Raw genomic sequence first — 22,336 nt, forward strand, 5'->3', positions numbered from 1 at the left:
ACAAAGAGTTCACCGCGCGCGGCAAACCGCCCAAAGTCGCCATCACCGCCATCATGCGAAAGCTTGTCATCCTCGCAAACGCGCTAATCCGGGACGATCGCGAATGGTCACCAAGGATGGCTTGATCAAGACGGATACTCTGCGCGAACATTATCAGCAGGAACACGTCGATGTTCCGGTTGATGAAGGAGAGTTCACGCCTTGAGGAATGAAGCGCACCGGGCACGGGCGCGCTGCCTGCAGCCCTGAGACGGGCCTGGACCGTGCGAACCAAGGTTTCCCATTCCGCCGTCGTCTCCGCCCAGCGTTTGAAGCGGATAGTCTGAAGTTCGCCGAAACCGACGGGTGGCTCGACGTCGCCGATGGCGACCGGCAGAAGCACACCACGTTCATTAGCCCGGCTCGCTTCGTCTTTTACAAATGGGCTGCGGACTGAGTTCTCCGACCATATGACAATAACAATCTTGGCGGCCGCGATGGTTTCACTGATCTCTTCACGAAACTGGTCTCCGCCCAGAAGGTCGTGATCCCACCAGACCGACAAGCCGTCGGCAATCATGGCTTCGGCAAGGAGGCGTGCCTTGGGTAGGTCTTCGCGAGCGTAAGATATGAAGATGTCGGACATGGTCAGCTGCCCCCTTCAGACGTTTCCGCATCGGCAGCTGATGGTCAGGATAGTCCCTATGCTCCCGCAAAGGAGTCCGGAGAACTACTGGGTCGCCCGGCACTCTGTTCAGTCCCGACAGACTCGCCTAGTAATTGCCTCTCGAAGATGAGGCAGATCATGCTCGAAATGCGCCCCAACTGCGAACACTGCGACCGCGACCTGCCCGCGGACGAGCCCGGCGCCTTTATCTGCTCCTTCGAATGTACCTTCTGCGATGATTGCGCGGACGGTCTCCTCGATGGCGTCTGTCCGAACTGCAAAGGCGATCTCGAACCACGTCCGATGCGGCGCGGCGGGGCACTTGCCCGCAATCCGGCCAGCACGAAACGCGCGTTCAAGCCTGCCGGCTGACGGCGGCGGCAAACGGAGACTCGGCGAAGCGCAAAGCAAGCCGGCGGGCGACCGGCGCCACAATCAGGATGGCCGGATAGGCGAGCACAAACGCCATGCCCCAGGAGTGCATCCATCGCGCGAGAAAGTCCGGCGGGAAGCCGATGTTGAGCGCTGTGATCGCGCCGGACATCAGAAAGCTCATGAAGAACGCCATGAACAGACCAAACAGGGGCTGGAATAAACGCACAGGGAGTTTTTTCGACATAGGGAAGTCCTGTCGGATTGGGTCTTCGTGGTTGGACCCTGCGTGGCAAAGGTCCGGATGAGCGCGGCGTTGACTTCTCGCCGCCCGCACCGCACAGGCAGCGTCCATGAGTTCAGCCGTTCCGCCCCGCCCGCGCACCCGCCTCTACCTGATCACACCGCCCCAGATTGCGGACGTGGCCGGCTTTGCGAAAACGCTGGAGACCGCGTTGGTCGCGGGGGATGTAGCTTCGCTGCAGCTTCGCATCAAGGGCGCGGATGGCATGATAGATATGCAGGCGACGCGGGAAGTCGGCCGCGCAGTCACGGCCCTGGCGCAGGAGGCCGGTTTGGCGGTGCTGGTCAATGATGCGCCGGACCTGGTGAAGGAACTCGGCGCCGACGGCGTGCATCTCGGCTGGACCGACATGCCGGTGAAGACCGCCCGCGGCTTGCTCGGCCCCGATGCGATCATCGGCGCGACCGCAAAGAACAGTTATCACAAGGCCATGCAGGCGGGCGAAGACGGGGCGGACTACGTGGCCTTCGGCGCGTTTTATCCCACGGCCACCAAGCGGGAGACCGTGCCGGCAGAGCTCGATCTGCTGCAGGTCTGGCAGGCCGCGATGCTCATCCCGTGCGTCGCAATCGGCGGCATCACGGTTCAGAATGCCGCGCCGCTGGTGACCGCTGGGGCCGATTTCATCGCGGTTTCAGCCGGGGTGTGGGACCATGCCGAAGGCCCCGCTGCTGCGGTCAGGGCCTTCAACGCTGTGTTTGACGACCTGGAAGAAACCTAGGACGCCGCGCCGGCTTTTGCGTTTTTGATGTCGCGCAGATCATCGGCCATGCGGAACAGGATCATGTACAGCTCACACATGAACCGCCAGAAGACGAGACCGATCGCGCCGCCGATCAGGGCCGCGATGATGGTGCCCAGTCCGGCAAAGAAGCTGTAACCCATACCGGCAAAACCGGAGAAGATTCCGGCGATGACGCCGAGCCCCAAGCCAATCAGGCCGACATAGTAGAGAATGGTGACCAGCTTGGAGCCGATCAGCTTATCGAAGGTCAGAAATTGGTTCACCATGGCAGTGCCCCTCCATCGTCAGGTGAGACCCAAGGGTGAAGCAACTTGACGCACGGGGCAACCTTGTCGTCAAAAACGCGCCGGGCGTTAACTGTCCGTGCCTTGACCCTGCGCGCACAAGGCACTACGCCCGCGCTCCCGCCTCAAAAGCGCGCAAGAGCTATTTCTCATGTCGAAACCCTCCCCCGTTGGCGCCGTTATGATCGCCGCTGCACTCGCCGCTGGGCGAAGCCTTGCGCGTGACTTTGGCGAAGTCGAAAACCTGCAGGTCTCCAAGAAGGGACCGGCAGACTTCGTTTCGAGCGCCGATCACCGTGCAGAAGAGATCATCTACACGCATCTGACCAAGGCCCGGCCCGGATATGGCTTTGTCATGGAAGAGCGCGGGATCGTGGAAGGCACCGACAAGTCAAACCGGTTCATTGTCGATCCGCTCGACGGCACCCTGAACTTCCTGCACGGCCAGCCGCATTATTCGGTCTCGATCGCGCTCGAGCGCGACGGCCAGCTGCTGACCGGGGTCGTGTTCGACGTGGCCAAGAACGAGATCTTCTGGGCGGAAACGGGCCGCGGCGCCTGGCTGGAACAGCGCAAACTGCGCGTGGCGACCCGCAAGAGGCTTTCCGATTCCGTGATCGCGACCGGCACACCCTGGCACGGCAAGTCCGAGGACGCCCACACCACCTTCGCCCGCGAGATGCTGGCGATGACCCCGGCCTGCGCCGGAATCCGCCGCTACGGCTCGGCCGCGCTCGACCTTGCCTGGGTCGCAGCGGGCCGATTTGACGGGTTCTGGGAACGCGGCCTCAAGTCTTGGGACATTGCCGCCGGCATCGTGCTCGTGCGCGAGGCGGGCGGCGAGATCGGCGAGATCGACGGCGGTAATGTCATGACCACAGGCTCGATTGTCGCCGGCAACGAGGCGGTCGTACCGTTGGTTCAGGAGCAATTGCGCCTTGCAGGTGCCTTCGGACGGCAAGCCAACGTCTAGCGCGCCCTCAAGTATGACGCACGCGTCAACTATTTCCTTTTAGGTAATCTCACGTACACTGCCTGAATGACAAAAATCGACACAGACATTCTCATCATCGGTGCCGGCCTGTCCGGAATTGGCGCTGCCGTTCATCTCCAGAAGCTGTCTCCCGGCAAAACCTACCGGATCTATGAGGCGCGCGATGCCATCGGGGGAACCTGGGATCTTTTCAGGTATCCAGGGATCAGATCAGACTCCGATATGCATACGCTGGGTTTTGACTTCAAACCGTGGACTGAGGCCAAGGCGATTGCGGATGGCCCATCGATCCGCAAATATGTGAATGACACTGCCGATGAATACGGCGTGCGCCAGCACATTACCTTCAACACGAAGATCGTGGCCGCAGACTGGTCGAGCAAGGACCAGGCCTGGCATGTCGTCAGCGAGGGCAAGGACGGTACCCGCCAGACAACGGTCGCCCGCTTCCTGTTCATGTGCGGCGGCTATTACCGCTACGATCAAGGCTACCGCCCCGAATTTCCAAACGAAGCGGCTTTCAAGGGCCGGATCGTCCATCCGCAGCATTGGCCGGAAGACCTCGACTATACCGGCAAACGTGTCGTCGTGATCGGCTCCGGCGCTACGGCCATGACCCTCGTGCCCGCGATGGCCGAGAAGGCCGTGCACGTGACCATGCTGCAGCGGTCGCCCACTTACGTCGTCTCGCGCCCGGCGGTCGACAAAGCGGCCAACTTCCTGCGCAAGGTGATGCCGGAGAAATGGGCCTATACGCTGATCCGCTGGCGCAATGTGCTGTTCCAGCAATTCTTCTTCCGCCAAACGCGCAACAATCCGCAAAAGGCGCGCGAGCGCCTGATCGGCATGGTTCGCGAAGAGCTGGGTCCGGACTATGACGTCGATAAGCACTTCAACCCGGCCTACAATCCATGGGAACAGCGCCTTTGCCTTGTTCCGGACTCGGATCTGTTCAAGGCGCTGAAGTCCGGCAAGGCCAGCGTCGAGACCGATCATATCGAGCGCTTCACCGACACCGGTATCGTTCTCAAATCCGGAAAGTCGCTGGACGCCGACATCATCGTTACCGCAACGGGGCTGAACCTCATTTTCATGAATGGTGTTCAGGTCTCGCTAGACGGCGCGAAAATCGATCCCGGCAAATTGCTGAACTACAAGGGCGTGATGCTGTCGAACATGCCGAACCTTGCGGTGACGTTCGGATATACTAACGCGTCGTGGACCCTCAAGGCGGACCTGACAAGTGAGTATGTCTGCCGCCTGTTCAACCTCATGGACGAAAAGGGCGCGACATCGGCAATGCCCTATCTCGCCGCCTTGCCGAACGAGACCGAACCGTTCGTGGACTTTTCGTCCGGCTATTTCCAGCGTGTGATGGACCAATTCCCCCGCCAGCATACCGAGGCCCCGTGGAAGCTGAACCAGAACTATTTCACCGACCGGAAGAACCTGCGCGAGCTGCCGATCGAGGACGGCGTGATGCAATTCCACGTACCGGCATCGGCCGAAGCTAAGAAGCCGGCCTTGCAGGCTGCCGAATAACGTCTTGTGACGGCTCCACGGGCGCTTATCTCTGTCCTGCACGGCCCAATGCCGGCGCAGGATGGAGGCAATCATGTGGTTATGGCTTCTCTGGTGGTGCGTTGACGACCATATCGCGAAAGCCGTCGGTGCGCCGGGCGTGGGCAGCCTGCCGATCTGGGTGCCGTTGATCCTGTCGCTGGCCTTCTCGTTCTCGCTAGACGGCGCGATCGACAGAGCCCGCCGGAAGGGCTGAAACCTAGCGTTCCGTGAACTGAAGTTCCGCGAGGCGCGCATACAACCCACCTTTGGCAACGAGCGTGTCGTGCGTGCCTTCTTCCACGATGCGGCCATTCTCCATCACGAGGATCCGGTCAGCGCGCCGCACGGTCGACAGGCGGTGCGCAATCACCAGCGTCGTGCGCCCGACTGCCGCGTTTTCGATGGCGCGGCGCACCGCGGCCTCGCTTTCGGAATCGAGCGCCGAGGTCGCCTCATCCAGCAGCAAGACCGGCGCATCCCGCACCAGCGCGCGGGCGAGCGCAATCCGCTGACGCTGGCCGCCCGACAGGCTGCGCCCCTTCTGACCCAGCGGGGTGGCGAGGCCATCCTTCTCGTCGAGAAAATTCATCGCTTCCGCCATGCGAGCCGCCTCTGCGAGGACGATGTCGTCCGCATCGTCCCGCCCGAAGCGGATATTGTCGGCAGCGGTCCCGGTGAACAGCGCCGATTCCTGCGGCGCGTAGGCAAAGCGGCGGCGCCAGTCGCGCGGATCGGCTTCGGTGGAGGCCACCCCATCAAGCCGGATGCTCCCCGCTTGCGGATCGAACAGGCGCAGGGCCAGGCGGAACACGGTGGTCTTGCCGGCGCCGCTCGGGCCGACAAGCGCCACGAACTCACCCGGCTTCACGTCGAGCGTGAAATCCTTCAGCGCGGATGCTTCACTGTCGGCGTAATGGAAGGTCACATTGTCGAAGACGAGCGCGCCCTTCCCGCCCATGTTGACCGGCTTGGAATTGGCCGGCGCGGCGATCTCCGGCGTCTCCCGGAGCACTTCAGCCGCGCGGTCAGCGGCACCGGCGGCGCGCATGACTTCGCCATAGACTTCCGCCAGCATGCCAAAACCGGATCCGGCATAGGCAGCGTACATCACCATGGTTGCCAGATCTCCGAAGCTCATCTCGCCACTGGCCACGGACCGCGCCCCCAGCCAGAGCACACCGGTGAACCCGCCAAAGAGCAGCACCGAGACCAGCACGATCATCAAGGCGCGCGCGCCGGTGCGGCGCATCGCGGCGGCAAAGGTTGCTTCGATGGACTCAGAGAAAGTCGCCAACTGGCGCGTCTCCCTGCCATAGGCCTGGACCAGTTCGATCGCATCGAGGGCTTCGGCCGCTTCGGCACCTGCCTCGGCCAGGCGCGACTGCGCCCGATTCGACATGTTGCGGATGACCCGCCCGATGCCCATCACCGGAAGAACGGCGACCGGCAGCATGGCCACGAGCGTCAGCCCCAGCTTCCAGTTCACCGCGATCATCAGGGTCAGCGCGCCGAGCGTCGTGATCAAGGTCCGCGTGGCGAGCGACGCAGATGAGCCGAGGAAGGTCTCGATCAGCGTGACATCCGCCGTGAGGCGCGAGACCGCCTCACCCGAGCGCATCTTGGCGTGATAGGCGGGCGAAAGCCGCAAGAGATGGGCATAGAGGTCCCGGCGCAGGTCGGCCGCGATCCGTTCGCCAAAGCGGGACACGAAGTAGAACCGGAAGGCACCGAGCACCCCTGACCCGACGGCGGCAGCAAAAACCCACAGGAACGCCTTATCGATCAGGCTCAGCAGGGCCGCCGGATTGTCGCCGGCATGGCGACCGGCATCGGCGGCCTGACCCAGCAGCATCGGGATTGCCAGGCTGACCGCCGAGGCCAGCACGAGGAAGACCAGGGCCACCGCCACGGTCACCCAATGGCGGCGCACATAGGGCCAAAGCAGCGCCAGGGGACGCAGACTTCGCCCTTTGGGGCGGTTGATCGCCTCGCCACCGTCGGGCAGGGTCGTCCGGCGATCATCCGTGATTTGCGCGCCCGAATTGGCCATCCGGCTGCTTTACTCCCAAATGGGCCGCGGATCAGCCGCTGAATCCCTGAAGGCGCCTCTTGCGGCACCGGAGGCTTTCACTTATACGGCCCTCTTCGATTTCAGGCTGAGACATGCCAGCGCACCCCGGGCGCCAACCGGGATTGTTACAAGACTTGAGAAAGAGGCCCAGGCCATGAAAAAAGAGGGTCACCCCGATTACCACTTCATCACGGTCGTGATGACAGACGGTACGGAATACCAGACGAGGTCGACCTACGGCAAAGAAGGCGAACGCCTTGTGCTGGATATCGACCCGAAAGTGCACCCGGCTTGGACCGGCGGCGAAGGCAAGTCGCTTGACCGCGGCGGCCGCGTCTCGCGCTTCAAGGACAAGTTCAAAGGCTTCGTGTAAGCGCCTGCGCCCACGATGTGTTGCGTAAGGAATGCCCCGGCCAGACGGCCGGGGTTTTTCTTTGCGCCCCGAAGAATTCAAGATTGCCCGCAAAGCCGACACGGCATCGCCTCTGCCATGTCCCGGTCTCCGGACACACGCTGAAGCTCGATCCTTCAACGTCACGGAACCTGATCCATGTCACAATCTCCCCTGCCCCCGCCGGTCTCCGGCGCCGGCCGATCGTTGCCTGAGCTTTCCGGTTTTCTGCCCCAGCGCTCGGCCGGTCTGAAACTCATCCTCGTCTGCGCTCTCGCCTTGCTGATGGCGATCCCCGCCCTCTTCATTTACGGCATCGTGCACGAACGCACGACCGGCCAGATCGAGGCGGCCGCCGCCGTTTCTCAAGGCGTCGGCGGCGCGCAGGCGCTGCTCGGCCCGGTTCTGGCCGTGCCGTTCGAGCGCGCGCCAAACCCACAGCGCCCGGCCCTGAAGACCTACGGCATCGCGGTCGCCTATGCCGAGGACGGAGGGGCAGATGCTGCCGTCAAAGTCGAAGAGCGCCGGCGGGGCTTGTATGTCGTGCCGGTGTTCGAGGCGGATGTCGCCTTCACTGCGCGCTTCAGTCCGGACGCATTGCGCAGCGCAATCCCGCGCGATGCGACACCGCTCTGGCATGAGGCACGCCTGTACACGGGCGTGAGCGACACACGCGGCATCCGGGATGCGGTCGATGTGACGGTCAACGACCGCAACCTGTCCATGGAGCCGGTCGATGCAAACCGCTCCGAACCCGGAGCATTCGCCATCGCGCCCCGCGCCTCTGTGGCGCTGGCGGGCGCGAAGATCGAGGGTCTCGAGACCGCCGACAAGGACATCCTCGTCAAGGCCCGGCTGCGGCTGAGCGGCGCCGAACGCCTTGCCATCGGACCGTTCGCAAAGGACACGCGCGTGCACCTGACCAGCAATTGGCCCGATCCGAGCTTCACCGGCGGCGTGATGCCGACCTCGCATACATCCGGTCAGTCGGATGCGGGGTTCGAAGCGGATTGGCGTGTGGCCTATCTTGCGCGCGGCATTGCCGGGGCGAGCGCCGATCTCGATCTGGGCGAGGTCACTTCGGCCGGCCAACGCGAAATGGCGGTCCGTTTCATGCGCGAAGCGAACCCCTACCAGAGCGTCGAACGGGCATTGAAGTATTGCGCGATGTTCGTCGGTCTCGTCTTCCTCGCCTATTTCCTGCTGGAGGTGATGAGCGGCGCCCGGGCGCATCCAGCACAGTACATCCTGGTGGGCCTTGCGCAGGCGGTATTCTATCTCCTTCTGCTCGCTTTCGCGGAGCGCCTTGGCTTTGACCCGGCCTTCGCCATTGCGGCGACCCTGACCGTGCTGCTCACATCCGCCTATGCCATGAGCGTCTTCCGGTCGGCGCGCTATGGCCTGAAGGCCCTGATCATCCTCTCCGGCATCTACGTCCTGCTGTTCAGCCTCATGCGGGCGGAAGGATTTGCCCTGATCGCCGGCGCATTGGCGAGCTTCACCGCCATCGGCCTCACCATGTATGTGACCCGGAACATCGATTGGTACGGAACCCGTGAACGGCCTGCGCAGCCCTGACCCGAAAGCGCCCCGGTCACCGGCCGGGGCGCCGTTCGTCAATGAAGACGCATCGCGAGTCCGATGAAGGGCGCTGCCAGCTCCACGAGGAACCGCTCGACCGGACTGCGCGCGAATTTACGGAGATAGCGCGACAGGCTTTGGGCCTTGTGCGCTTTGACGAAGGCAGACGGCACATCGGACGTGGACCCGTAGTGCAGCGCCCCGGCGCCGGGCACATAGATCACCGAGCCGCCTGCCTCCAGCGCCCGGCGGCAGATGTCCACATCTTCGAAATGCATGAAATAGTGCTCGTCGAACCCGCCCAGCTGGTCGAAGTCGGTCTTCCGTATCAGGAAGAATGCGCCCGAGACGGCGCCGACAGCGATCGGTGCCGCGGGCTGCGGCTCCTGGTCGAGCGTCCAGCGGGAAAGCCCCAGAGCGCGCATCAGGGTCAAAGTCTCGCGGCGCGCTCCGCGCTCTTCCCGGCCCTTGATGTCGAAGATTTTTCCGCCGGCAATCGCAGGGGCGGGCGCGCCGGTCAGCGCCTCGGCCATCGGGCGCAGGCTGCCGCGGCGGACCACACAGTCCGGATTGATCACCAGAAGGTATCCTTCTTGAGCGTACCGCGCCGCCGCGTTCACTCCTGCCCCGAAGCCGGGATTTGCGAGCCGTATCAGCTGCGCCCGGGGCGTCGAGGCCACGAACGCGTCGAGCCAGGCCTCCGTACCCGGAGGATTGCCATTGTCCGCGATCACGATCGCCGAAACATCAGGATCGCCCTTCAGTGCATACAGGCATTCCACCAGACGCGGCCCGGTATGGTAGCTGACCACAAGCGCCGTAACGTGCGCGGTCATTCAGCTTCCTCCTGCAGGGTCCGGTTCCACAGAACGAGGGCCGCCGCCGCTAGCGCCAGCGCCGCCCAGAAGCCTTCGTTCCAGAAACTGTAGGCAAAACTGAAGACGCTTGCTGCCGCCCCGGCCAATCCCGCCACGGCGAAGCGGATTTCAGGGCGCAGTTCGTTTGGACGCGGCAAGTGGAAAGCGAGTCCCACCAGGCAGAGCGCTGCCAGCACCGCGCCGACCATTCCCGTTTCGGCCCAGATCTGCAGCGCCATGTTGTGCGGATGCCCGGGAACGATGGGATAATCCTTCCAGAAATCCGGCAACTGGGCGAGCCAGTCGGGACGGCTTGAATACGTCTCCCGCCAGGTGCGGGCCGCATTCAGGCCATGGCCGATGAACGGCGCGTCCGACATCCGCCCGATCACCGTTTCCCAGGACCAGAGCCTCGAGCGGAAGGAGTCCGGTAGATGCTGCGCGACGGGATCGAGCGCGCGGATCAACACAGCAAACAGGACGGGCGCGGCCGCGATGTAGCCCGCCAGTCCGCCAAACAGCCAGCGAAAGCCGATGCGTGGCAGCAGCGCCACCAATCCGATCGCGATCCCCATTCCGACCAAGGCGACCAACGCGGAATCGTATCCGAAGAGGACAAACGCCGCAGCCGCGCCACCGGCCAGCAGCACGGCCAGCACGGGGCCAGCGGGCCTCATCCTCAGCGCAAGCATCGGCAGGAGGAGTGGCAAACCCAACGCCAGCGCATTGGCGCTGCGCCCGAGATTCTGCACGCCTTCGTTCAGGCGGCTGGCATCATCCCCGTAAACAAACGAAAGTACCCAGCCCGACAGGAAGATCGTCGAGATGACGAAGAAACCGTGAAGACCCAGCGCACCGGCGATCACGCCGGACGCCCGGGGTGCGGGCCGCGCACGCAGCGCTGCACCGATTGCCAGAGCCCCGGTGAGCGCCAGGAGAATGGCCGACACGCTGCGCGCACCGACAGCAAAGTCACCGTCCAGAAAGCTGCCTGAAATGATCGGACGGTGCCCCGGCGCCCAAGCTTCGCTTATCGTGGCCCAGGCGATGAAGCCGAAACCGATCAACGCGAAGGGCGCGGGCGGCATACGCGGACGGGCCACGGCCAGCGCGGCCAATCCGGTGACACCCAGCAAGGGCGCAAAGCCCTGCCCGCCCAGCACCGCCATGACGGGCCAAAGCACAAAGGCAGCAGCGAGAATCGGCCCGAAGGACATCAGGGCGTACTCTAGTCGCCGCCCGAGCGCCTTGTCACCGCTGCGTATCAGCGGCGCGCTTCAGATCCGGCGGAAGCGCCTCGTGTCCGAGGTTTTTGACCGCATCGGCCAGCGACACGATTTCCTGACCGTTCGAGCCGAGCCGGCGCAGCGCCAGCATGCGGCCCTCCGCCTCGCGGGCGCCGACAACGGCAATCACAGGGACCTTCTGCAGCGAATGCTCGCGGACCTTGTAATTGATCGTCTCGTTGCGCGTATCGACCTCGACCCGCAGCCCGGCCTTGCGCAGCTCGGCGGCGGCTTCTTCGGCATAGTCGCCGGCCGCATCCGTGATCGCCGCCACGACGACCTGGACGGGCGAGAGCCACATCGGGAAGGCCCCGGCATAGTTCTCGATCAGCACGCCGATGAAGCGTTCGAGCGAACCGAGAATCGCGCGGTGAAGCATCACGGGGCGGTGCTTCTGGCCATCCTCGCCGACATATTCGGCGCCGAGACGTTCGGGCAGGACATAGTCGAGCTGGATCGTGCCACACGTCCACGAGCGGCCGATGGCATCCTTCAGTTGGAAGTCGAGCTTCGGCGCATAGAAGGCGCCGTCCCCTTCGGCGACGACCGGCTCGACGCCTGCGGCCCGGGCCGCGTTCAGCATCTGCGCTTCAGCCTTGTCCCAGAATTCTTCCGTGCCCGCGCGCTGCGCCGGGCGCGTGCCCAGCGAGATGTGATCGCGTTCCAGCCCAAAATCCTCATGGATCGACGAGGCGAGCTTGATGAACGCGGCCGTCTCTTCCTCGATCTGGTCTTCGCGGCAGAAGATGTGGGCATCGTCCTGCGTGAAGGCGCGCACGCGCATCAGACCATGCAGAGCGCCGGACGGCTCGTAGCGGTGGCAAGCGCCGAACTCGGCCATGCGCAGAGGCAGGTCGCGGTAGCTTTTCTGGCCGAACTTGAAGATCTGCACATGTCCCGGGCAGTTCATCGGCTTCAGCGAAAGGACTTCGTCCTCCGCCGTTTCGGCAATGAACATGTTCTCCCGGTACTTGTCCCAGTGGCCGGACTTTTCCCAGAACGTGCGGTCGAGAACCTGCGGCGTGCGCACTTCGACATAACCGGTCGCTTCGAGGCGGCGGCGGACATAGGCCTCGATGACCCGCCACAGCGTCAGGCCCTTCTCGTGCCAGAACACCATGCCCTTGCCTTCTTCCTGCATGTGGAAGAGATCCATCTGGCGTCCGAGCTTGCGGTGGTCGCGTTTCTCGGCCTCTTCCAGACGGTGGAGGTGGTCCTTCAGGTCCTTCTCATTGGCCCAGGCCGTGCCGTAGACCCGTTGCAGCATCTCGTTGTTGCTGTCGCCGCGCCAATAGGCACCAGCCAGCTTCATCAGCTTGAACGCTTTCGGCAGCTTGCCCGTGGAGGGCAGGTGCGGTCCGCGGCACAGGTCGACCCAGTCGCCCTGGCGATACAGCGTGATCGCTTCGCCGGGCGGGATGATGTCGTCGATGATCTGGGCCTTGTAGTCTTCGCCCATTTTCTTGAACTCAGCTATGGCTGCGTCCTTTTCCCAGACTTCGCGAATGATCGGGAAGTCCGCATCGACGATCTCGCGCATCTTGGCTTCGATCTTCTCGAAGTCGTCCGTCGAGAACGGCTCCTTCCGCGCAAAGTCGTAATAGAAGCCGTCCTCGATCACGGGCCCGATCGTGACCTGCGTGTCTGGAAAGAGGGCTTGAACGGCCTGCGCGAGGACGTGGGCGGCATCATGACGGATGAGTTCGAGCGCGTCCGGATCCTTGTCCGTAACGATCTCGACCCGGGCATCGCCCTCGAGCGGGCGTTTGAGGTCGCGCAATTCACCGTCCACACGGGCGGCAACGGCTTTCTTGGCGAGAGATTTGGAGATGCTCTCGGCGACATCGAAGGGGGAGGCCCCGTCGGCATATTCTCGCTTGGAGCCATCGGGCAGCGTGACGTTGATCATGGGTCTTCGTTTCTTTGACTGGCCGCACGCGCGGCAGAATTCAGGTGATCCGGCAAAGGCATCTGGCGCGGCCACGCTTAACGCGGGTTTACCGGGATTCCCACCCTGTTTTCAGGGCTGTGCCGGGACGATTCTGGAATTTTCCGGGTGCATGAACGGGCGCGCACGAACGTGCGGGCCGAGGGCGCTTCATGCACCCTGGCGAGTTCGCGCGGTCAGTCCGGTGAGGAAGAAGCCTGCGTTCATGGCGCCCATATGTCACGCCTCGGGCGGCGATTCAACCAGACCCCGCGGGCCCGATGTCCAGTCGCCGTAGCGCCAGGGCTGCCAGAACGGAACATCTGGCCGGGTTTCGGGCGCCGGATCATACCCATGGCTACCCCCCGGCCGGCACCGGATGAACCGGGCCAGCGCCATCCAGCCACCGGGCCACCAGCCATGACGCGCAACGCATTCGGCGCCGTATTCACTGCAGCTCGGTGTGTGCTGGCACCGCGCGCCTGCCAGCTGGAACAGCTGGCTTGGCCCATGCTTGTAGATGGCGAGCAGCACGTAAGCGGTACGCCGGCGCAGACCCATGTCAGGCCGCCGCCCGGGCGGCGAGTGCTTCCTCGATCGCCGCCACGGCGGCTTCGAAGGCCAGCAGGGTGGACGCGTGGCGCGGCGGGTAGTCGGCAACGGGCTCAAGATGGCGCAGTTCCCAGAACCGGCCTTCCGGCGGCGGACCGCCCTCCTTCAGCATCGCCCGCAGCGCGTCGCGGGCCGCGACAATCTCGGCAACCGTTGCGCCCACGGCCTGTTCGGCCAGGACCGACGTCGCCGCTTGCCCCAGCGCGCAGGCCTTCGGGTCAACGGCAATCGCCACCACCCTTTCGCCCGCCTCATCGAGCCGGAGGTCGACATTCACGGTCGACCCGCAAACGCGCGAGACTTTGAGCACCGAGCCTTCTGCGTCCGCCAGGCGCCCGACATGCGGAATGCCGCCGGCCAGCTCGAGGATGCGGTTGTGATAGAGTTCGCTCATGTCCGCCTAGATGGCCCGGCGGTCGCGGACGGGCAAGAGGCGCCGGCGCTCAGAACGGCCAGAGCTGCATCAGCTTCGGCAGGGCCCGGACCACGATAAACACCGCGCCGGAGAACGTCAGGGCCGCCAGCAGCACCACGCCGCCGTCGCGGGCCGTCAGGCCAAGACCGAAGAGGAGCACAGTGAGGCCCGGCAACACCGGCCCGAACGGCACGAGACCCAAAGGATAGGTGATCAGCGCCGCAGCAACGCAGATCAGGGCTACAATCTGGACGAAGGGCGACTCGGTCAGGAAGATCAGTCGCGGCTTCACGAGCGTATCGATCATGTGCGCATACTTTTCGCCGGCGCCTGCCCCCTGCACCAGCAGGCTGCGCTTGAAACTGAAGTCCAGTGCGTCTTTCGGCAGCCAGGGCGTGCGCCGTCCCACCACGATCTGCAAGGCAAAGATCAGTGTAACAGACGCAACGAACCAGTTGGCGCCAGGAATGATCGTCAGCGGGCTGACCGCAATGAAGCCCAGCAGCAGCAGAACAGGCCCGTAGGCTCGCCGGCCGACGGCTGCCAGCAACTCCCGCACGGTGACGGTTTCACCTTCGGTGTTCAGCACCAGAGACCGCAGCAGCGTCCTCAGGTTGGTGACCGGCACTTTCGTGCCTTCGCGGTTCATTCGGCGCCCCCTGCGGAAGAAACAGACGGCGTGCCGTAGCGCACGATCCGTGATCGGACGACACGGCTGGCATCAATGTCAATGACATAGAGCCGGTCGAATTCGGTGGCCTCCACGATCTCCGGGCCGGGATCGGCGCCCAGCAGCGCGGCCAGCGCGTCGGTCGTGTTCGAATGACCCACCACCAGCTTCACGCCGGGCGTGTCCAGCAGCCAGCTGGCAAAGGCCGGCAGGGTCGACGCGTCATAGATCTGGATCGGCAGTCCGAATTCGGCGGCTGTCGGCGCGGCAGTCTGCTCGGTCCGGCGTGTCTGGGTTGACCAGACTTCGGTCACGCCTTCATCCTGCAAGAGCGCAGCCAGCGTTGCGGCCCGGGTCACGCCCGCCGCGCTGAGGGCCGGGTCGGTGCCGGCTTCCTTTTCGCCGTGGCGAACCAGAAACAGGCGGGACACAGCGTCCGGGTTCGGCTCCAGCACGGGCGCAGGTGCAGGGGTCGCGGCACACGCGGCCAACAGCCCGGCCGCCAGCAGGCCGAGGAAACGTCTCCGGATCAGACCCGCCGCCATGTGCTGCCTCCTGCACCGTCCATGATTTCGACGCCTTCTTCGGCCAGCGCCTTGCGGATACGGTCCGCCTCGGCCCAGTCCCTGGCCGCACGCGCGGCGACACGGGCCGCCACCAGCGCATCGATGCGCGCGGTCTCGTCGGCATCGCCGCCCTGTTCCCATTCTTTGGGCGTTTTCGTCAGCAGGCCGAGCATCTTGCCGGCCGCCAGCAGGTCTGCCCGCGTGGCAGCCATCATCTCGGCATCGTTCTGGTCTGCCGCCGTATTGGCTGCCGACGCAATCGCAGACATCGCCGCCAGGGCTTCAGGCGTATTGAGATCGTCTTCCAGCGCCTCGCGCACACCGCGATAGGTTGCCTTGCCGCCCTCTGCCGCCCAGACCCGGCGCAGCGCGCCATAGATCCGGTCCAGCGTGGTCTTCGCCTGCTGCAACAACTCCGGCGTCCAGTCCAGCGGCGCGCGGTAATGCCCGCTGAGCATGGCAAAGCGGATGACCTCGCCAGGCCACTGCTTCAGCAGGTCGCGCACGAGCACGACATTGCCGAGCGACTTCGACATCTTCTCCCCGCCCATGTCGAGGAAGCCATTGTGCAACCAGTAGCGCGCCATGACCTGGCCGTGCGCGCATTCCGACTGGGCGATCTCGTTTTCATGGTGCGGGAACTGCAGGTCCACACCGCCGCCATGGATGTCGATCGTCTTGCCGAGATGCTTGGCGGCCATGGCCGAGCATTCGATATGCCAGCCCGGCCTTCCCCTGCCCCAGGGCGAGTCCCATATGGCGTCTTCGGGCTCGCCCGGCTTGGCGAATTTCCAGAGCGCAAAGTCGGCCGGATTCCGCTTGTCGGGATCGACATCGACCCGCGCACCCGCCTCGTTGTCTTCGGTCTTGCGGCCGGACAGTTTGCCATAGTCTGACATCTGGCTCACCGAGAACCAGACGCCCTCCTTGCCGACATAGGCATAGTCCTTGCGCACCAGTTTCCCGATGATCTCGATCATCTCGGCCACATGGCCGGTTGCCCAGGGCTCGACACTGGGTGGCAGGACATTCAGGGCCAGCATGTCGGAATTGTAGATGTCTGCATACTTTTTTGTGATCGTGGCAATCGGCTGGCCGCTTTCCAGGGCCGCCTTGATGATCTTGTCTTCGATATCGGTGATGTTGCGCGCATAGACCACCGAGCCCTCGCCATAGGTGGCCATGAGCAGGCGGCGCAGCACGTCAAACGCGATCGGTGGGCGCGCATTCCCGATATGGGCGTAATTGTAGACCGTGGGACCGCACACATAGATCGTTATCCGGCCCGTGTCCTGCGGCTGGAATCCGCGCTTTTCGCGCGTCATGGTGTCATAAAGCTTGAGGGTCATCTGATCTCTTCGAGGCGGTAATGTCGTGAATACGTCGGCAGGGCATCTGATCCGGCCAGCCCTATGGCCCGTTGCGGTGTCAGCAGCAACAGGGGCAGCAGCCCGAAGCGTTAGTGGCGATCATCGACATGGCGGCTGCGATAGCACCTTACGCAGCGAAAGCCAATAATCCGCCGATCCATGACGCGACGGAGAGCGTAGAAACCGCTGGAAACGGACGATGTGCAGTCCTATGTGTTGTGGCATCGCCCTGAGGGTATCAACTCCGGGCGGGCGTTAAGTCCGTGCAGAGATGCCCCGGCTCGACCCCCGTCCCTCAGTGAAGGACTAAAACCAATGGCTATGGACGCCGTCACTCCCAAGACTGACATCATCCGTGCGGATTCCGTGATCCGTCCGACGCAGGAACAGGCTGAAGAAGCCGTCCGCACGCTCATCGCATGGGCTGGCGACGATCCGAAACGCGAAGGCCTGATCGACACGCCGAAACGCGTGGTCAACGCCTACAAGGAGTGGTTCGAAGGCTACACCGAGGATCCGGTGAAGTATCTGAGCCGCACCTTCGAGGATGTACAGGGCTATGACGACATCGTTGTCCTGCGCAATATTGAAGTCGAAAGCCATTGTGAGCACCATATGGCGCCATTCATCGGCAAGGCGTTTGTCGCCTACAAGCCGTCGAGCGCGGTGGTCGGGATCTCGAAACTGGCCCGCGTCGTCGAAATCTTCGCAAAGCGCCTGCAGACTCAGGAAACGATGACAGCGCAGATCTGCGACGCCATCACCGAAAGTCTTGCCCCGATGGGCACAGCGGTCCTGATCGAAGCCGAGCATCAGTGCATGTCCACCCGCGGCGTGCACCACCGCCATGTCACCACCGTGACCACGCAATTCACCGGCGTCTTCAAATCGGACGCAGACCTGCGAAACCGCTTCCTGCGGATGAGCGAACAGCAAGGCTGACCGGCCAGACGAAGCTTCAAGACACGCCCCTCATGCACAGCGTGAGGGGCTTTTTTCTGCCGGCCGCAGTTGCGCGCCGCGGCGGGGCCGTTATCAATCCTCCGGCGTAGAGTTAACCATAATCCTCACACTGCCCCCCGGAGATGAAACACCATGAAGAAAACCCTCGTTCTTGCCGCCCTCGCCTTCGCCGCCCTGCCGGCTTTCGCCGCGACGACCACGGTTGAATTTGCGCCGGCCGAAGGCGACCCGATCGTGGCTGTGTTCAGCGACGACATGACTGTCTCCTTCAATGGCGGCGAAGCGGTCGCCTACACGATGGACGAAGCCGCCAAGACGATCTGCTCCACGGTCAACGGCGCCGACAATTGCGCGACGTTCGACACCTGGGGCTCGGATGTCGGCCACGTGACGGCCTACACGACGTCGCAGGGCTCCTCGGGTACCGCCACAATCACGGCGAAGGCCGAATAAGCCCAGTTTCCTAGACGTGGAATTGGAGGAGGCGCTCGTACACCGCGAGCGCCTCCTTTTCGATTGCGGCAGCCTCGCCGGAATGGACCGGCAGCGCGCCGGGCGCGGCGCCAAAACCGGTCGACTTCCACAACGCATCATACCAGTGCGGCGCCCAGGCCCCATCCTCCGCACGCGGACCAGAAGGCCAGCTCAGCATCGCCGGATCGAACGCGAGCCCGATCGCCTCGCACAGGCGCGTCAGCACGCCCTCGGGATCGGCCAGGATCCGGTCGGCATCGACCACCGGCGGCGGCGCGCCGAGTTGGTCCGTGAGCCAATCATGCAAGGCCGCGCTTTGCGGCACGCCAATGGCTTCGAGCGATAAGGTTTCCATCTTCACAGCATAGGACGCGATCACCCGCGCCGGATGGCGCACCAGCAGCACATGCCGCTCGATCCCGCGCGCCCAATCCATCGGGATTTCCGGCACCATATGGTGCACCATGTGTTTCTGGTAGAAAACCGGCTTGCCGCCTGGCACCGGCCCGGTGAGCTGCACGCCCACCTTCACCGGATCGGCCTCATGCACACGCAGGATCTCGTCCGTCATCGGATGGTTGAGACCGGTGATCTTCAGATAGGCTGCATAAAACGGCTCATCCATGACGGCCGTATCGGGCCGCGCGCCAAAACTGCGCATCATCGTGGTCGACAGGTTGCGCGGCCCGGACCACATCGCAATCCGCAAAGGCGCGCTCATTTGATCGGCGTCAGGCTTTTCGCCTGCAGCGCCTTGTAAAGGCCGCGGATACGCTGCGAAACCGGCCCGTCGAGATGGTCGATCACGCGGCCGTCCACTTCGCGCACGGGCGTCACGCCCGCAAACGTGCCGGTGATGAAGGCTTCATCGGCAGAATAGACATCAAACAGCGAGAAACGCTTCTCCACGGCCGGAATGCCCGCCTCACGGCACACCCGCAGGATGTTGCCGCGCGTGATACCGCCGAGGCAGTATTCCGGCGGCGAGGTCCACACTTCCCCATCGCGCACGATGAAGAAATGGGTCGAGTTGCACGTTGCCACGAACCCCGCCGGGTCGAGCATCAGGGCCTCGTCGGCGCCTGCCTTGTCGGCCTGGATACAGGCCATGATACAGTTGAGCTTGGAATGCGAGTTCAGTTTCTGGTCCTGCTCCGCCGGCCCTGTCCGGCGCACGTGCACCGTGAACAGACTGACCCCGCGCGCCAGCACCTCCGGCACGGGTGTCTTGTATTCGGGAATGATGACCACCGTTGCCTTGCCGATGGTGAAGCGCGGCCCCTGATACGGCGTCTTCTTGATGCCGCGCGTCACCATCAGGCGGATATGCACGCCGTCGCGCATGCCATTGGCCTTGAGACAGTCCATCAGGCGCGCGGTCATTTCATCGCGCGTCAGGCCGATGTCCATGTCGATTGTCTTGGCGCCCGCATAGAGCCGCTTCAGGTGCTCGGGCCAGAAGGCCACGCCGCCATCCATCACGCGCAGCCCTTCCCACACGCCGTCGCCGAGCAGGTAGCCGGAATCAAATACCGAGACGACGGCTTCTTCGCGCCGCTTCAGCGCGCCATTGACCGAGATCAGCACATCCGCATTTCGGAGATCGGCGACATAGTCATGAACGCCGTGGACTTCCTCTTCGGTCATGCCGCCAGCCCGAGCCAGCCGGCGATATCGGCCACGACCTTGTCCGTACCCGGTTCATCGACAATCCAGTGCGCATGGTTCGGGTATTCGATGAACTCGCCCTTGACCGGGCTGGCTGCGTATTTCGCCGCGACCTTGCGCACGCCTTTGGGCAGCGTCGCCCGGTCCTGGCTGCCTGCAATCGTCAGTGTCGGGATCGTCACCTTGCGCTCGTCCACCTCGATCCCATCGGTCATGTCCCCATAGACCTTGCCGGAATCGTACAACGCCGTGGCATAGATCGCGTCGTGGCGTTCCTTTGGCACGAGGTTCAGGACGCCCCAGCTGAACCCGGTCTTCCACACCTTGTAGGACCGCTTGCGGTCCTGCCGCAGGATGATGTTGAGGAAAGTCCAGGCCACCGGCAGGCCAATCGCGGCGCAGCCCTTCGGCTGGGCCGGCGTCAGGAACACAGCCTTCGACACCTCGCCCCGCTCGGCCAGAACCTGCGCAATCAGCCCGCCCATCGAATGACCGATCACCGCCGGCTTCGCCCCGTCACGCGCCGTCAGGCGCCGCGCCTCGGCGGCGGCAGCTTCGACAAAGTCCGCAAAGCCGAGTTCCGGCAGGCTGGCGGGCGGGTTCTCGCGCACGCGACGGTCCGGAAACAAGGTGATCGCCTCGCAGGTCCAGCCGGCGGCTTCAAAGCCCGGCTTCATTACATCCCAGGCGCTGCCATCGCAGCCTATCCCATGGATCATCAGCAATGTCGGCATGCGCAGCGCCCCTTTTTTCGGAATTGTCAGCCCTGCGGCACCCTGCCCGGCAGCACGGGCTCCGTCCAGCGCTGGAACCGCTGGGCGACCTCGAGGTAAACCGGCCGCTTGAAAGGCACGATCAGGTCCGGCGTCTCTTCCAGTTTCGCCCAGCGCCAGGCGTCGAACTCAGGCGTGTGCCGGTCCAGCCGCACATCGCTGTCCGATCCCTTGAACCGCAGCGCGAACCATTTCTGGCGCTGGCCATGATACGGGCCAGGCAGGCGCTTTTTCAGGTCGGGCGGAAATTCGTAATGCAGCCAGTCCGGGGTCTCTTCCAGCACATCGACAAGCTTGGCCGGCACACCGATCTCTTCCTCGAGCTCGCGCAGCGCACTGTCGGCGGCAGACTCGCCGTCATCGATCCCGCCCTGCGGCATCTGCCACTGGAACGGTCCGCGCCCGTTGATCCGGCGTCCAACGAACACGTGTCCCGCCTTGGAAAACAGGGCGAGGCCGACATTCGGACGATACAGGCTTGAATCAAACTTGGGTTGGGTCACCCGCCAGTATTTAGCCCAGACATATCGAGGCTTCCAGTGCGCAGCTCCGGCGACTGCCGGTTGGTGATCGCGGAGACCGGCGAGAGGATCAGGCCCTTGTCATCAAGCTGCGAGATCCAGTTCTTGGCCGCTTCCACAGTCACCGGGAAGGCATAGCCGGACCCGAACGCCGCGCCGTTTTCCAGCGCCAGCGCTTCCAGCTCCTGCAACTCGGCGTTGATCTCGTCCGGCGTTTGCCGGCTGTCGATCGGGCCCATGGCACGCGCATAGCGCAGGCCGTTCGACCGGGCGAGGACGGGCAGCGTGGAGCGCTCGAAGCTGCCATCGTCGATGAAGGCGAGCCCCTTGGCGCTCAGCCGTTCGATGATCGGGCCGGCTGCCGACTTGTCTGAGGCGAACTTGGCGCCCTGATAGTTCACAACGCCGAAATAGCCCGAGGCACGCGACAGGATGGCGTCCAGCCGGGCAAGGTTCGTCTTGGCGTCAGCGCCGGCCAGCAACGTATCGGGATGCATCTTGGCGCGGCCATAATCATAGGCCTCCATCGGCACTTCGATCAGCACCTCATGGCCATCGGCGCGGGCAGTCTTGATCCAGTAGTCGAGCCGTTTGGAATCCAGCGCGAAGGACAAGGTCACTTCAGCCGGCAGGTCGTCGATGGCGATCTGCGTCTGGGTCGCGCTGATGCCCAGCCCGCCGATCACGAGGCCCACCATCGGGCGGCCTTCCGGATTGGAGAACTTGCGGGCGTAGATGTCGGCCGGTGCTTTGCTCTTCGCCTTGGCCGGGGCATCGGCCACCGGGGTCGCCGAAGCGAGGCGCAGCGTGGTAACGCCTGAGTCTGCACCGGTCTGGGGCACGCTGCGCACCTGGCTCAGCGACTCCCCTGCCCGCACAACGCGGCCATTGATGCGGATCGTATCAGTATTGCTGATCGCCGGACCGCCCTGGCCGCCGGTGATCCCGACGCGCACGGCGTCGCTTTCCAGCTGTGCCAAAGCCAGCTCGAGGCTGTTGTCCTCGGCCGGCTCCAGATCGGCAAGAATCTCGCCGCGCGACATGTCTTCGGGGTCGCGCGTATGGGCCACACGCACCGGCTCGGCGCCAGGCGAATCAATTGAATCGAACAGGGCAATTGTCTGGCTCGGGCTGGCGGCGCCGGGATCGGCGGTGACCTGGATACCCAGGCCAAGCGATGCCGCCAGACCGCCAAAAACGGCCAGGCTCATGCCAGCGTGGACAACTCCCGTGCGGAAAGGAGACGGCTCGGACTCGCGCCGGTAACCCATAGGCTCGACCTC

Annotated in this window: 25 protein-coding genes and 2 pseudogenes; 10 read left to right on the forward strand and 17 right to left on the reverse strand. The window is 63.9% G+C overall.

Annotated features, from left to right (window positions below; genetic code table 11):
• Positions 1 to 125: pseudogene (locus tag GC148_RS15725) on the forward strand (IS110 family transposase); the annotation flags it as partial.
• Between the two features lie 206 nt (positions 126 to 331).
• On the opposite strand, the pseudogene GC148_RS15730 reads toward GC148_RS15725, so the two are convergent.
• A pseudogene (locus GC148_RS15730) lies at positions 332 to 625 on the reverse strand (toll/interleukin-1 receptor domain-containing protein); the annotation flags it as partial.
• 159 nt (positions 626 to 784) lie between these two features.
• Between GC148_RS15730 and GC148_RS15735 the strand changes: the two are divergent.
• The gene (locus GC148_RS15735; protein ID WP_366064090.1) at positions 785 to 1,018 is read left to right on the forward strand and encodes a DUF1272 domain-containing protein; all 234 of its coding nucleotides are present in this window, start codon (positions 785 to 787) and stop codon (positions 1,016 to 1,018) included.
• Here the strand turns inward: GC148_RS15735 and GC148_RS15740 are convergent.
• Positions 1,002 to 1,265, reverse strand: a complete 264-nt coding sequence (locus GC148_RS15740) for a DUF2798 domain-containing protein (RefSeq protein ID WP_291072283.1) — start codon at positions 1,263 to 1,265, stop codon at positions 1,002 to 1,004. The two genes, GC148_RS15735 and GC148_RS15740, sit on opposite strands and share 17 nt — an antisense overlap.
• Before the next feature lie 106 nt (positions 1,266 to 1,371).
• Between GC148_RS15740 and thiE the strand changes: the two genes are divergently transcribed.
• The gene (thiE, locus tag GC148_RS15745) at positions 1,372 to 2,043 is read left to right on the forward strand and encodes a thiamine phosphate synthase (protein WP_291072284.1); all 672 of its coding nucleotides are present in this window, start codon (positions 1,372 to 1,374) and stop codon (positions 2,041 to 2,043) included.
• Here thiE and GC148_RS15750 read toward each other — a convergent pair.
• Positions 2,040 to 2,333 (reverse strand): DUF4282 domain-containing protein, encoded by a 294-nt coding sequence (locus tag GC148_RS15750; RefSeq protein WP_291072286.1) that lies wholly within the window; start codon positions 2,331 to 2,333, stop codon positions 2,040 to 2,042. The genes thiE and GC148_RS15750 overlap by 4 nt on opposite strands.
• Before the next feature lie 169 nt (positions 2,334 to 2,502).
• Here GC148_RS15750 and GC148_RS15755 point away from each other — a divergent pair, with 169 nt between their 5' ends.
• From GC148_RS15755 to GC148_RS15765, 3 genes are all read left to right on the forward strand, one after another.
• The gene (locus GC148_RS15755) at positions 2,503 to 3,324 is read left to right on the forward strand and encodes an inositol monophosphatase family protein (RefSeq protein WP_291072288.1); all 822 of its coding nucleotides are present in this window, start codon (positions 2,503 to 2,505) and stop codon (positions 3,322 to 3,324) included.
• A gap of 66 nt (positions 3,325 to 3,390) precedes the next feature.
• Positions 3,391 to 4,887 (forward strand): NAD(P)/FAD-dependent oxidoreductase, encoded by a 1,497-nt coding sequence (locus GC148_RS15760; protein ID WP_291072290.1) that lies wholly within the window; start codon positions 3,391 to 3,393, stop codon positions 4,885 to 4,887.
• Between the two features lie 73 nt (positions 4,888 to 4,960).
• The gene (locus GC148_RS15765) at positions 4,961 to 5,122 is read left to right on the forward strand and encodes a hypothetical protein (RefSeq protein WP_291072292.1); all 162 of its coding nucleotides are present in this window, start codon (positions 4,961 to 4,963) and stop codon (positions 5,120 to 5,122) included.
• A gap of 3 nt (positions 5,123 to 5,125) precedes the next feature.
• Here the strand turns inward: GC148_RS15765 and GC148_RS15770 are convergent, their stop codons facing one another.
• Positions 5,126 to 6,958 carry an ABC transporter transmembrane domain-containing protein gene (locus GC148_RS15770; protein WP_291072294.1) on the reverse strand — a complete coding sequence of 611 codons (1,833 nt, stop codon included), beginning with the start codon at positions 6,956 to 6,958 and terminating at the stop codon, positions 5,126 to 5,128.
• A 175-nt stretch (positions 6,959 to 7,133) separates the two neighbouring features.
• Here GC148_RS15770 and rpmE point away from each other — a divergent pair, with 175 nt between their 5' ends.
• Both rpmE and creD read left to right on the forward strand, forming a co-directional pair.
• Positions 7,134 to 7,352 carry a 50S ribosomal protein L31 gene (gene rpmE, locus GC148_RS15775; RefSeq protein ID WP_291072296.1) on the forward strand — a complete coding sequence of 73 codons (219 nt, stop codon included), beginning with the start codon at positions 7,134 to 7,136 and terminating at the stop codon, positions 7,350 to 7,352.
• Positions 7,353 to 7,529: 177 nt separating this feature from the next.
• Positions 7,530 to 8,948 (forward strand): cell envelope integrity protein CreD, encoded by a 1,419-nt coding sequence (creD, locus tag GC148_RS15780; protein ID WP_291072298.1) that lies wholly within the window; start codon positions 7,530 to 7,532, stop codon positions 8,946 to 8,948.
• 38 nt (positions 8,949 to 8,986) lie between these two features.
• Here creD and GC148_RS15785 read toward each other — a convergent pair whose 3' ends face one another.
• From GC148_RS15785 to cysS, 8 genes are all read right to left on the reverse strand, one after another.
• A complete protein-coding gene (locus GC148_RS15785; protein WP_291072299.1) occupies positions 8,987 to 9,787 on the reverse strand; it encodes a glycosyltransferase family 2 protein in 801 nt (266 codons plus the stop codon).
• Positions 9,784 to 11,025, reverse strand: a complete 1,242-nt coding sequence (locus tag GC148_RS15790; RefSeq protein WP_291072301.1) for an O-antigen ligase family protein — start codon at positions 11,023 to 11,025, stop codon at positions 9,784 to 9,786. Before GC148_RS15790 ends, GC148_RS15785 begins: the two co-directional genes overlap by 4 nt.
• Before the next feature lie 34 nt (positions 11,026 to 11,059).
• Positions 11,060 to 13,003, reverse strand: a complete 1,944-nt coding sequence (gene thrS / locus GC148_RS15795) for a threonine--tRNA ligase (protein WP_291072303.1) — start codon at positions 13,001 to 13,003, stop codon at positions 11,060 to 11,062.
• Between the two features lie 258 nt (positions 13,004 to 13,261).
• The gene (yidD, locus tag GC148_RS15800; RefSeq protein ID WP_291072306.1) at positions 13,262 to 13,582 is read right to left on the reverse strand and encodes a membrane protein insertion efficiency factor YidD; all 321 of its coding nucleotides are present in this window, start codon (positions 13,580 to 13,582) and stop codon (positions 13,262 to 13,264) included.
• Between the two features lies 1 nt (position 13,583).
• A complete protein-coding gene (locus GC148_RS15805) occupies positions 13,584 to 14,027 on the reverse strand; it encodes an iron-sulfur cluster assembly scaffold protein (RefSeq protein WP_291072308.1) in 444 nt (147 codons plus the stop codon).
• Between the two features lie 49 nt (positions 14,028 to 14,076).
• Entirely contained in the window at positions 14,077 to 14,697 is a 621-nt protein-coding gene (locus GC148_RS15810) for an exopolysaccharide biosynthesis protein (RefSeq protein WP_291072310.1), read from the reverse strand.
• Positions 14,694 to 15,263, reverse strand: coding sequence for a phosphoglycerate mutase family protein (locus GC148_RS15815; protein WP_291072312.1), 570 nt, complete (start codon positions 15,261 to 15,263; stop codon positions 14,694 to 14,696). Before GC148_RS15815 ends, GC148_RS15810 begins: the two co-directional genes overlap by 4 nt.
• A complete protein-coding gene (cysS, locus tag GC148_RS15820; protein WP_291072314.1) occupies positions 15,248 to 16,633 on the reverse strand; it encodes a cysteine--tRNA ligase in 1,386 nt (461 codons plus the stop codon). The genes GC148_RS15815 and cysS overlap by 16 nt, the downstream gene beginning before the upstream one ends.
• Positions 16,634 to 16,975: 342 nt before the next feature.
• Between cysS and folE the strand changes: the two genes are divergently transcribed.
• Together folE and GC148_RS15830 are read left to right on the forward strand one after the other, a co-directional pair.
• A complete protein-coding gene (gene folE / locus GC148_RS15825) occupies positions 16,976 to 17,596 on the forward strand; it encodes a GTP cyclohydrolase I FolE (RefSeq protein WP_366064092.1) in 621 nt (206 codons plus the stop codon).
• A gap of 153 nt (positions 17,597 to 17,749) precedes the next feature.
• Positions 17,750 to 18,070: a hypothetical protein gene (locus GC148_RS15830; RefSeq protein WP_291072318.1), complete on the forward strand. Its 321-nt coding sequence runs from the start codon at positions 17,750 to 17,752 to the stop codon at positions 18,068 to 18,070.
• A 10-nt stretch (positions 18,071 to 18,080) separates the two neighbouring features.
• Here GC148_RS15830 and GC148_RS15835 read toward each other — a convergent pair whose 3' ends face one another.
• From GC148_RS15835 to GC148_RS15855, 5 genes are read right to left on the reverse strand one after another with little or no spacing between them, the layout of a single operon-like run.
• Complete coding sequence (locus tag GC148_RS15835) at positions 18,081 to 18,812, reverse strand: HAD family hydrolase (RefSeq protein ID WP_291072319.1); 732 nt, start codon at positions 18,810 to 18,812, stop codon at positions 18,081 to 18,083.
• Positions 18,809 to 19,738, reverse strand: coding sequence for an aminotransferase class IV (locus GC148_RS15840; RefSeq protein WP_291072320.1), 930 nt, complete (start codon positions 19,736 to 19,738; stop codon positions 18,809 to 18,811). The genes GC148_RS15835 and GC148_RS15840 overlap by 4 nt, the downstream gene beginning before the upstream one ends.
• Positions 19,735 to 20,493, reverse strand: coding sequence for an alpha/beta hydrolase (locus tag GC148_RS15845; RefSeq protein ID WP_291072321.1), 759 nt, complete (start codon positions 20,491 to 20,493; stop codon positions 19,735 to 19,737). Before GC148_RS15845 ends, GC148_RS15840 begins: the two co-directional genes overlap by 4 nt.
• Before the next feature lie 26 nt (positions 20,494 to 20,519).
• Positions 20,520 to 21,035: an RNA pyrophosphohydrolase gene (locus GC148_RS15850; protein ID WP_291072322.1), complete on the reverse strand. Its 516-nt coding sequence runs from the start codon at positions 21,033 to 21,035 to the stop codon at positions 20,520 to 20,522.
• Positions 21,032 to 22,264: a divergent polysaccharide deacetylase family protein gene (locus GC148_RS15855; protein ID WP_291072325.1), complete on the reverse strand. Its 1,233-nt coding sequence runs from the start codon at positions 22,262 to 22,264 to the stop codon at positions 21,032 to 21,034. The genes GC148_RS15850 and GC148_RS15855 overlap by 4 nt, the downstream gene beginning before the upstream one ends.
• Positions 22,265 to 22,336 lie beyond the last annotated feature (72 nt).

Source organism: Hyphomonas sp., assembly GCF_016125515.1.
GTDB lineage: Bacteria > Pseudomonadota > Alphaproteobacteria > Caulobacterales > Hyphomonadaceae > Hyphomonas.

Excerpts from the sequence above, each read along its gene's own strand:
- GC148_RS15785 (WP_291072299.1), bottom strand. The coding sequence starts at position 9,787 with ATGACCGCGCACGTTACGGCGCTTGTGGTCAGCTACCATACCGGGCCG.
- rpmE (WP_291072296.1), top strand. The coding sequence starts at position 7,134 with ATGAAAAAAGAGGGTCACCCCGATTACCACTTCATCACGGTCGTGATG.
- GC148_RS15760 (WP_291072290.1), top strand. The coding sequence starts at position 3,391 with ATGACAAAAATCGACACAGACATTCTCATCATCGGTGCCGGCCTGTCC.
- yidD (WP_291072306.1), bottom strand. The coding sequence starts at position 13,582 with ATGGGTCTGCGCCGGCGTACCGCTTACGTGCTGCTCGCCATCTACAAG.
- cysS (WP_291072314.1), bottom strand. The coding sequence starts at position 16,633 with ATGACCCTCAAGCTTTATGACACCATGACGCGCGAAAAGCGCGGATTC.
- GC148_RS15750 (WP_291072286.1), bottom strand. The coding sequence starts at position 2,333 with ATGGTGAACCAATTTCTGACCTTCGATAAGCTGATCGGCTCCAAGCTG.
- GC148_RS15840 (WP_291072320.1), bottom strand. The coding sequence starts at position 19,738 with ATGACCGAAGAGGAAGTCCACGGCGTTCATGACTATGTCGCCGATCTC.
- GC148_RS15765 (WP_291072292.1), top strand. The coding sequence starts at position 4,961 with ATGTGGTTATGGCTTCTCTGGTGGTGCGTTGACGACCATATCGCGAAA.
- creD (WP_291072298.1), top strand. The coding sequence starts at position 7,530 with ATGTCACAATCTCCCCTGCCCCCGCCGGTCTCCGGCGCCGGCCGATCG.
- GC148_RS15815 (WP_291072312.1), bottom strand. The coding sequence starts at position 15,263 with ATGGCGGCGGGTCTGATCCGGAGACGTTTCCTCGGCCTGCTGGCGGCC.
- GC148_RS15830 (WP_291072318.1), top strand. The coding sequence starts at position 17,750 with ATGAAGAAAACCCTCGTTCTTGCCGCCCTCGCCTTCGCCGCCCTGCCG.
- GC148_RS15740 (WP_291072283.1), bottom strand. The coding sequence starts at position 1,265 with ATGTCGAAAAAACTCCCTGTGCGTTTATTCCAGCCCCTGTTTGGTCTG.
- thrS (WP_291072303.1), bottom strand. The coding sequence starts at position 13,003 with ATGATCAACGTCACGCTGCCCGATGGCTCCAAGCGAGAATATGCCGAC.
- GC148_RS15755 (WP_291072288.1), top strand. The coding sequence starts at position 2,503 with ATGTCGAAACCCTCCCCCGTTGGCGCCGTTATGATCGCCGCTGCACTC.
- GC148_RS15835 (WP_291072319.1), bottom strand. The coding sequence starts at position 18,812 with ATGAGCGCGCCTTTGCGGATTGCGATGTGGTCCGGGCCGCGCAACCTG.
- thiE (WP_291072284.1), top strand. The coding sequence starts at position 1,372 with ATGAGTTCAGCCGTTCCGCCCCGCCCGCGCACCCGCCTCTACCTGATC.
- GC148_RS15770 (WP_291072294.1), bottom strand. The coding sequence starts at position 6,958 with ATGGCCAATTCGGGCGCGCAAATCACGGATGATCGCCGGACGACCCTG.
- GC148_RS15790 (WP_291072301.1), bottom strand. The coding sequence starts at position 11,025 with ATGTCCTTCGGGCCGATTCTCGCTGCTGCCTTTGTGCTTTGGCCCGTC.
- GC148_RS15855 (WP_291072325.1), bottom strand. The coding sequence starts at position 22,264 with ATGAGCCTGGCCGTTTTTGGCGGTCTGGCGGCATCGCTTGGCCTGGGT.
- folE (WP_366064092.1), top strand. The coding sequence starts at position 16,976 with ATGGACGCCGTCACTCCCAAGACTGACATCATCCGTGCGGATTCCGTG.
- GC148_RS15810 (WP_291072310.1), bottom strand. The coding sequence starts at position 14,697 with ATGAACCGCGAAGGCACGAAAGTGCCGGTCACCAACCTGAGGACGCTG.
- GC148_RS15735 (WP_366064090.1), top strand. The coding sequence starts at position 785 with ATGCTCGAAATGCGCCCCAACTGCGAACACTGCGACCGCGACCTGCCC.
- GC148_RS15805 (WP_291072308.1), bottom strand. The coding sequence starts at position 14,027 with ATGAGCGAACTCTATCACAACCGCATCCTCGAGCTGGCCGGCGGCATT.
- GC148_RS15845 (WP_291072321.1), bottom strand. The coding sequence starts at position 20,493 with ATGCCGACATTGCTGATGATCCATGGGATAGGCTGCGATGGCAGCGCC.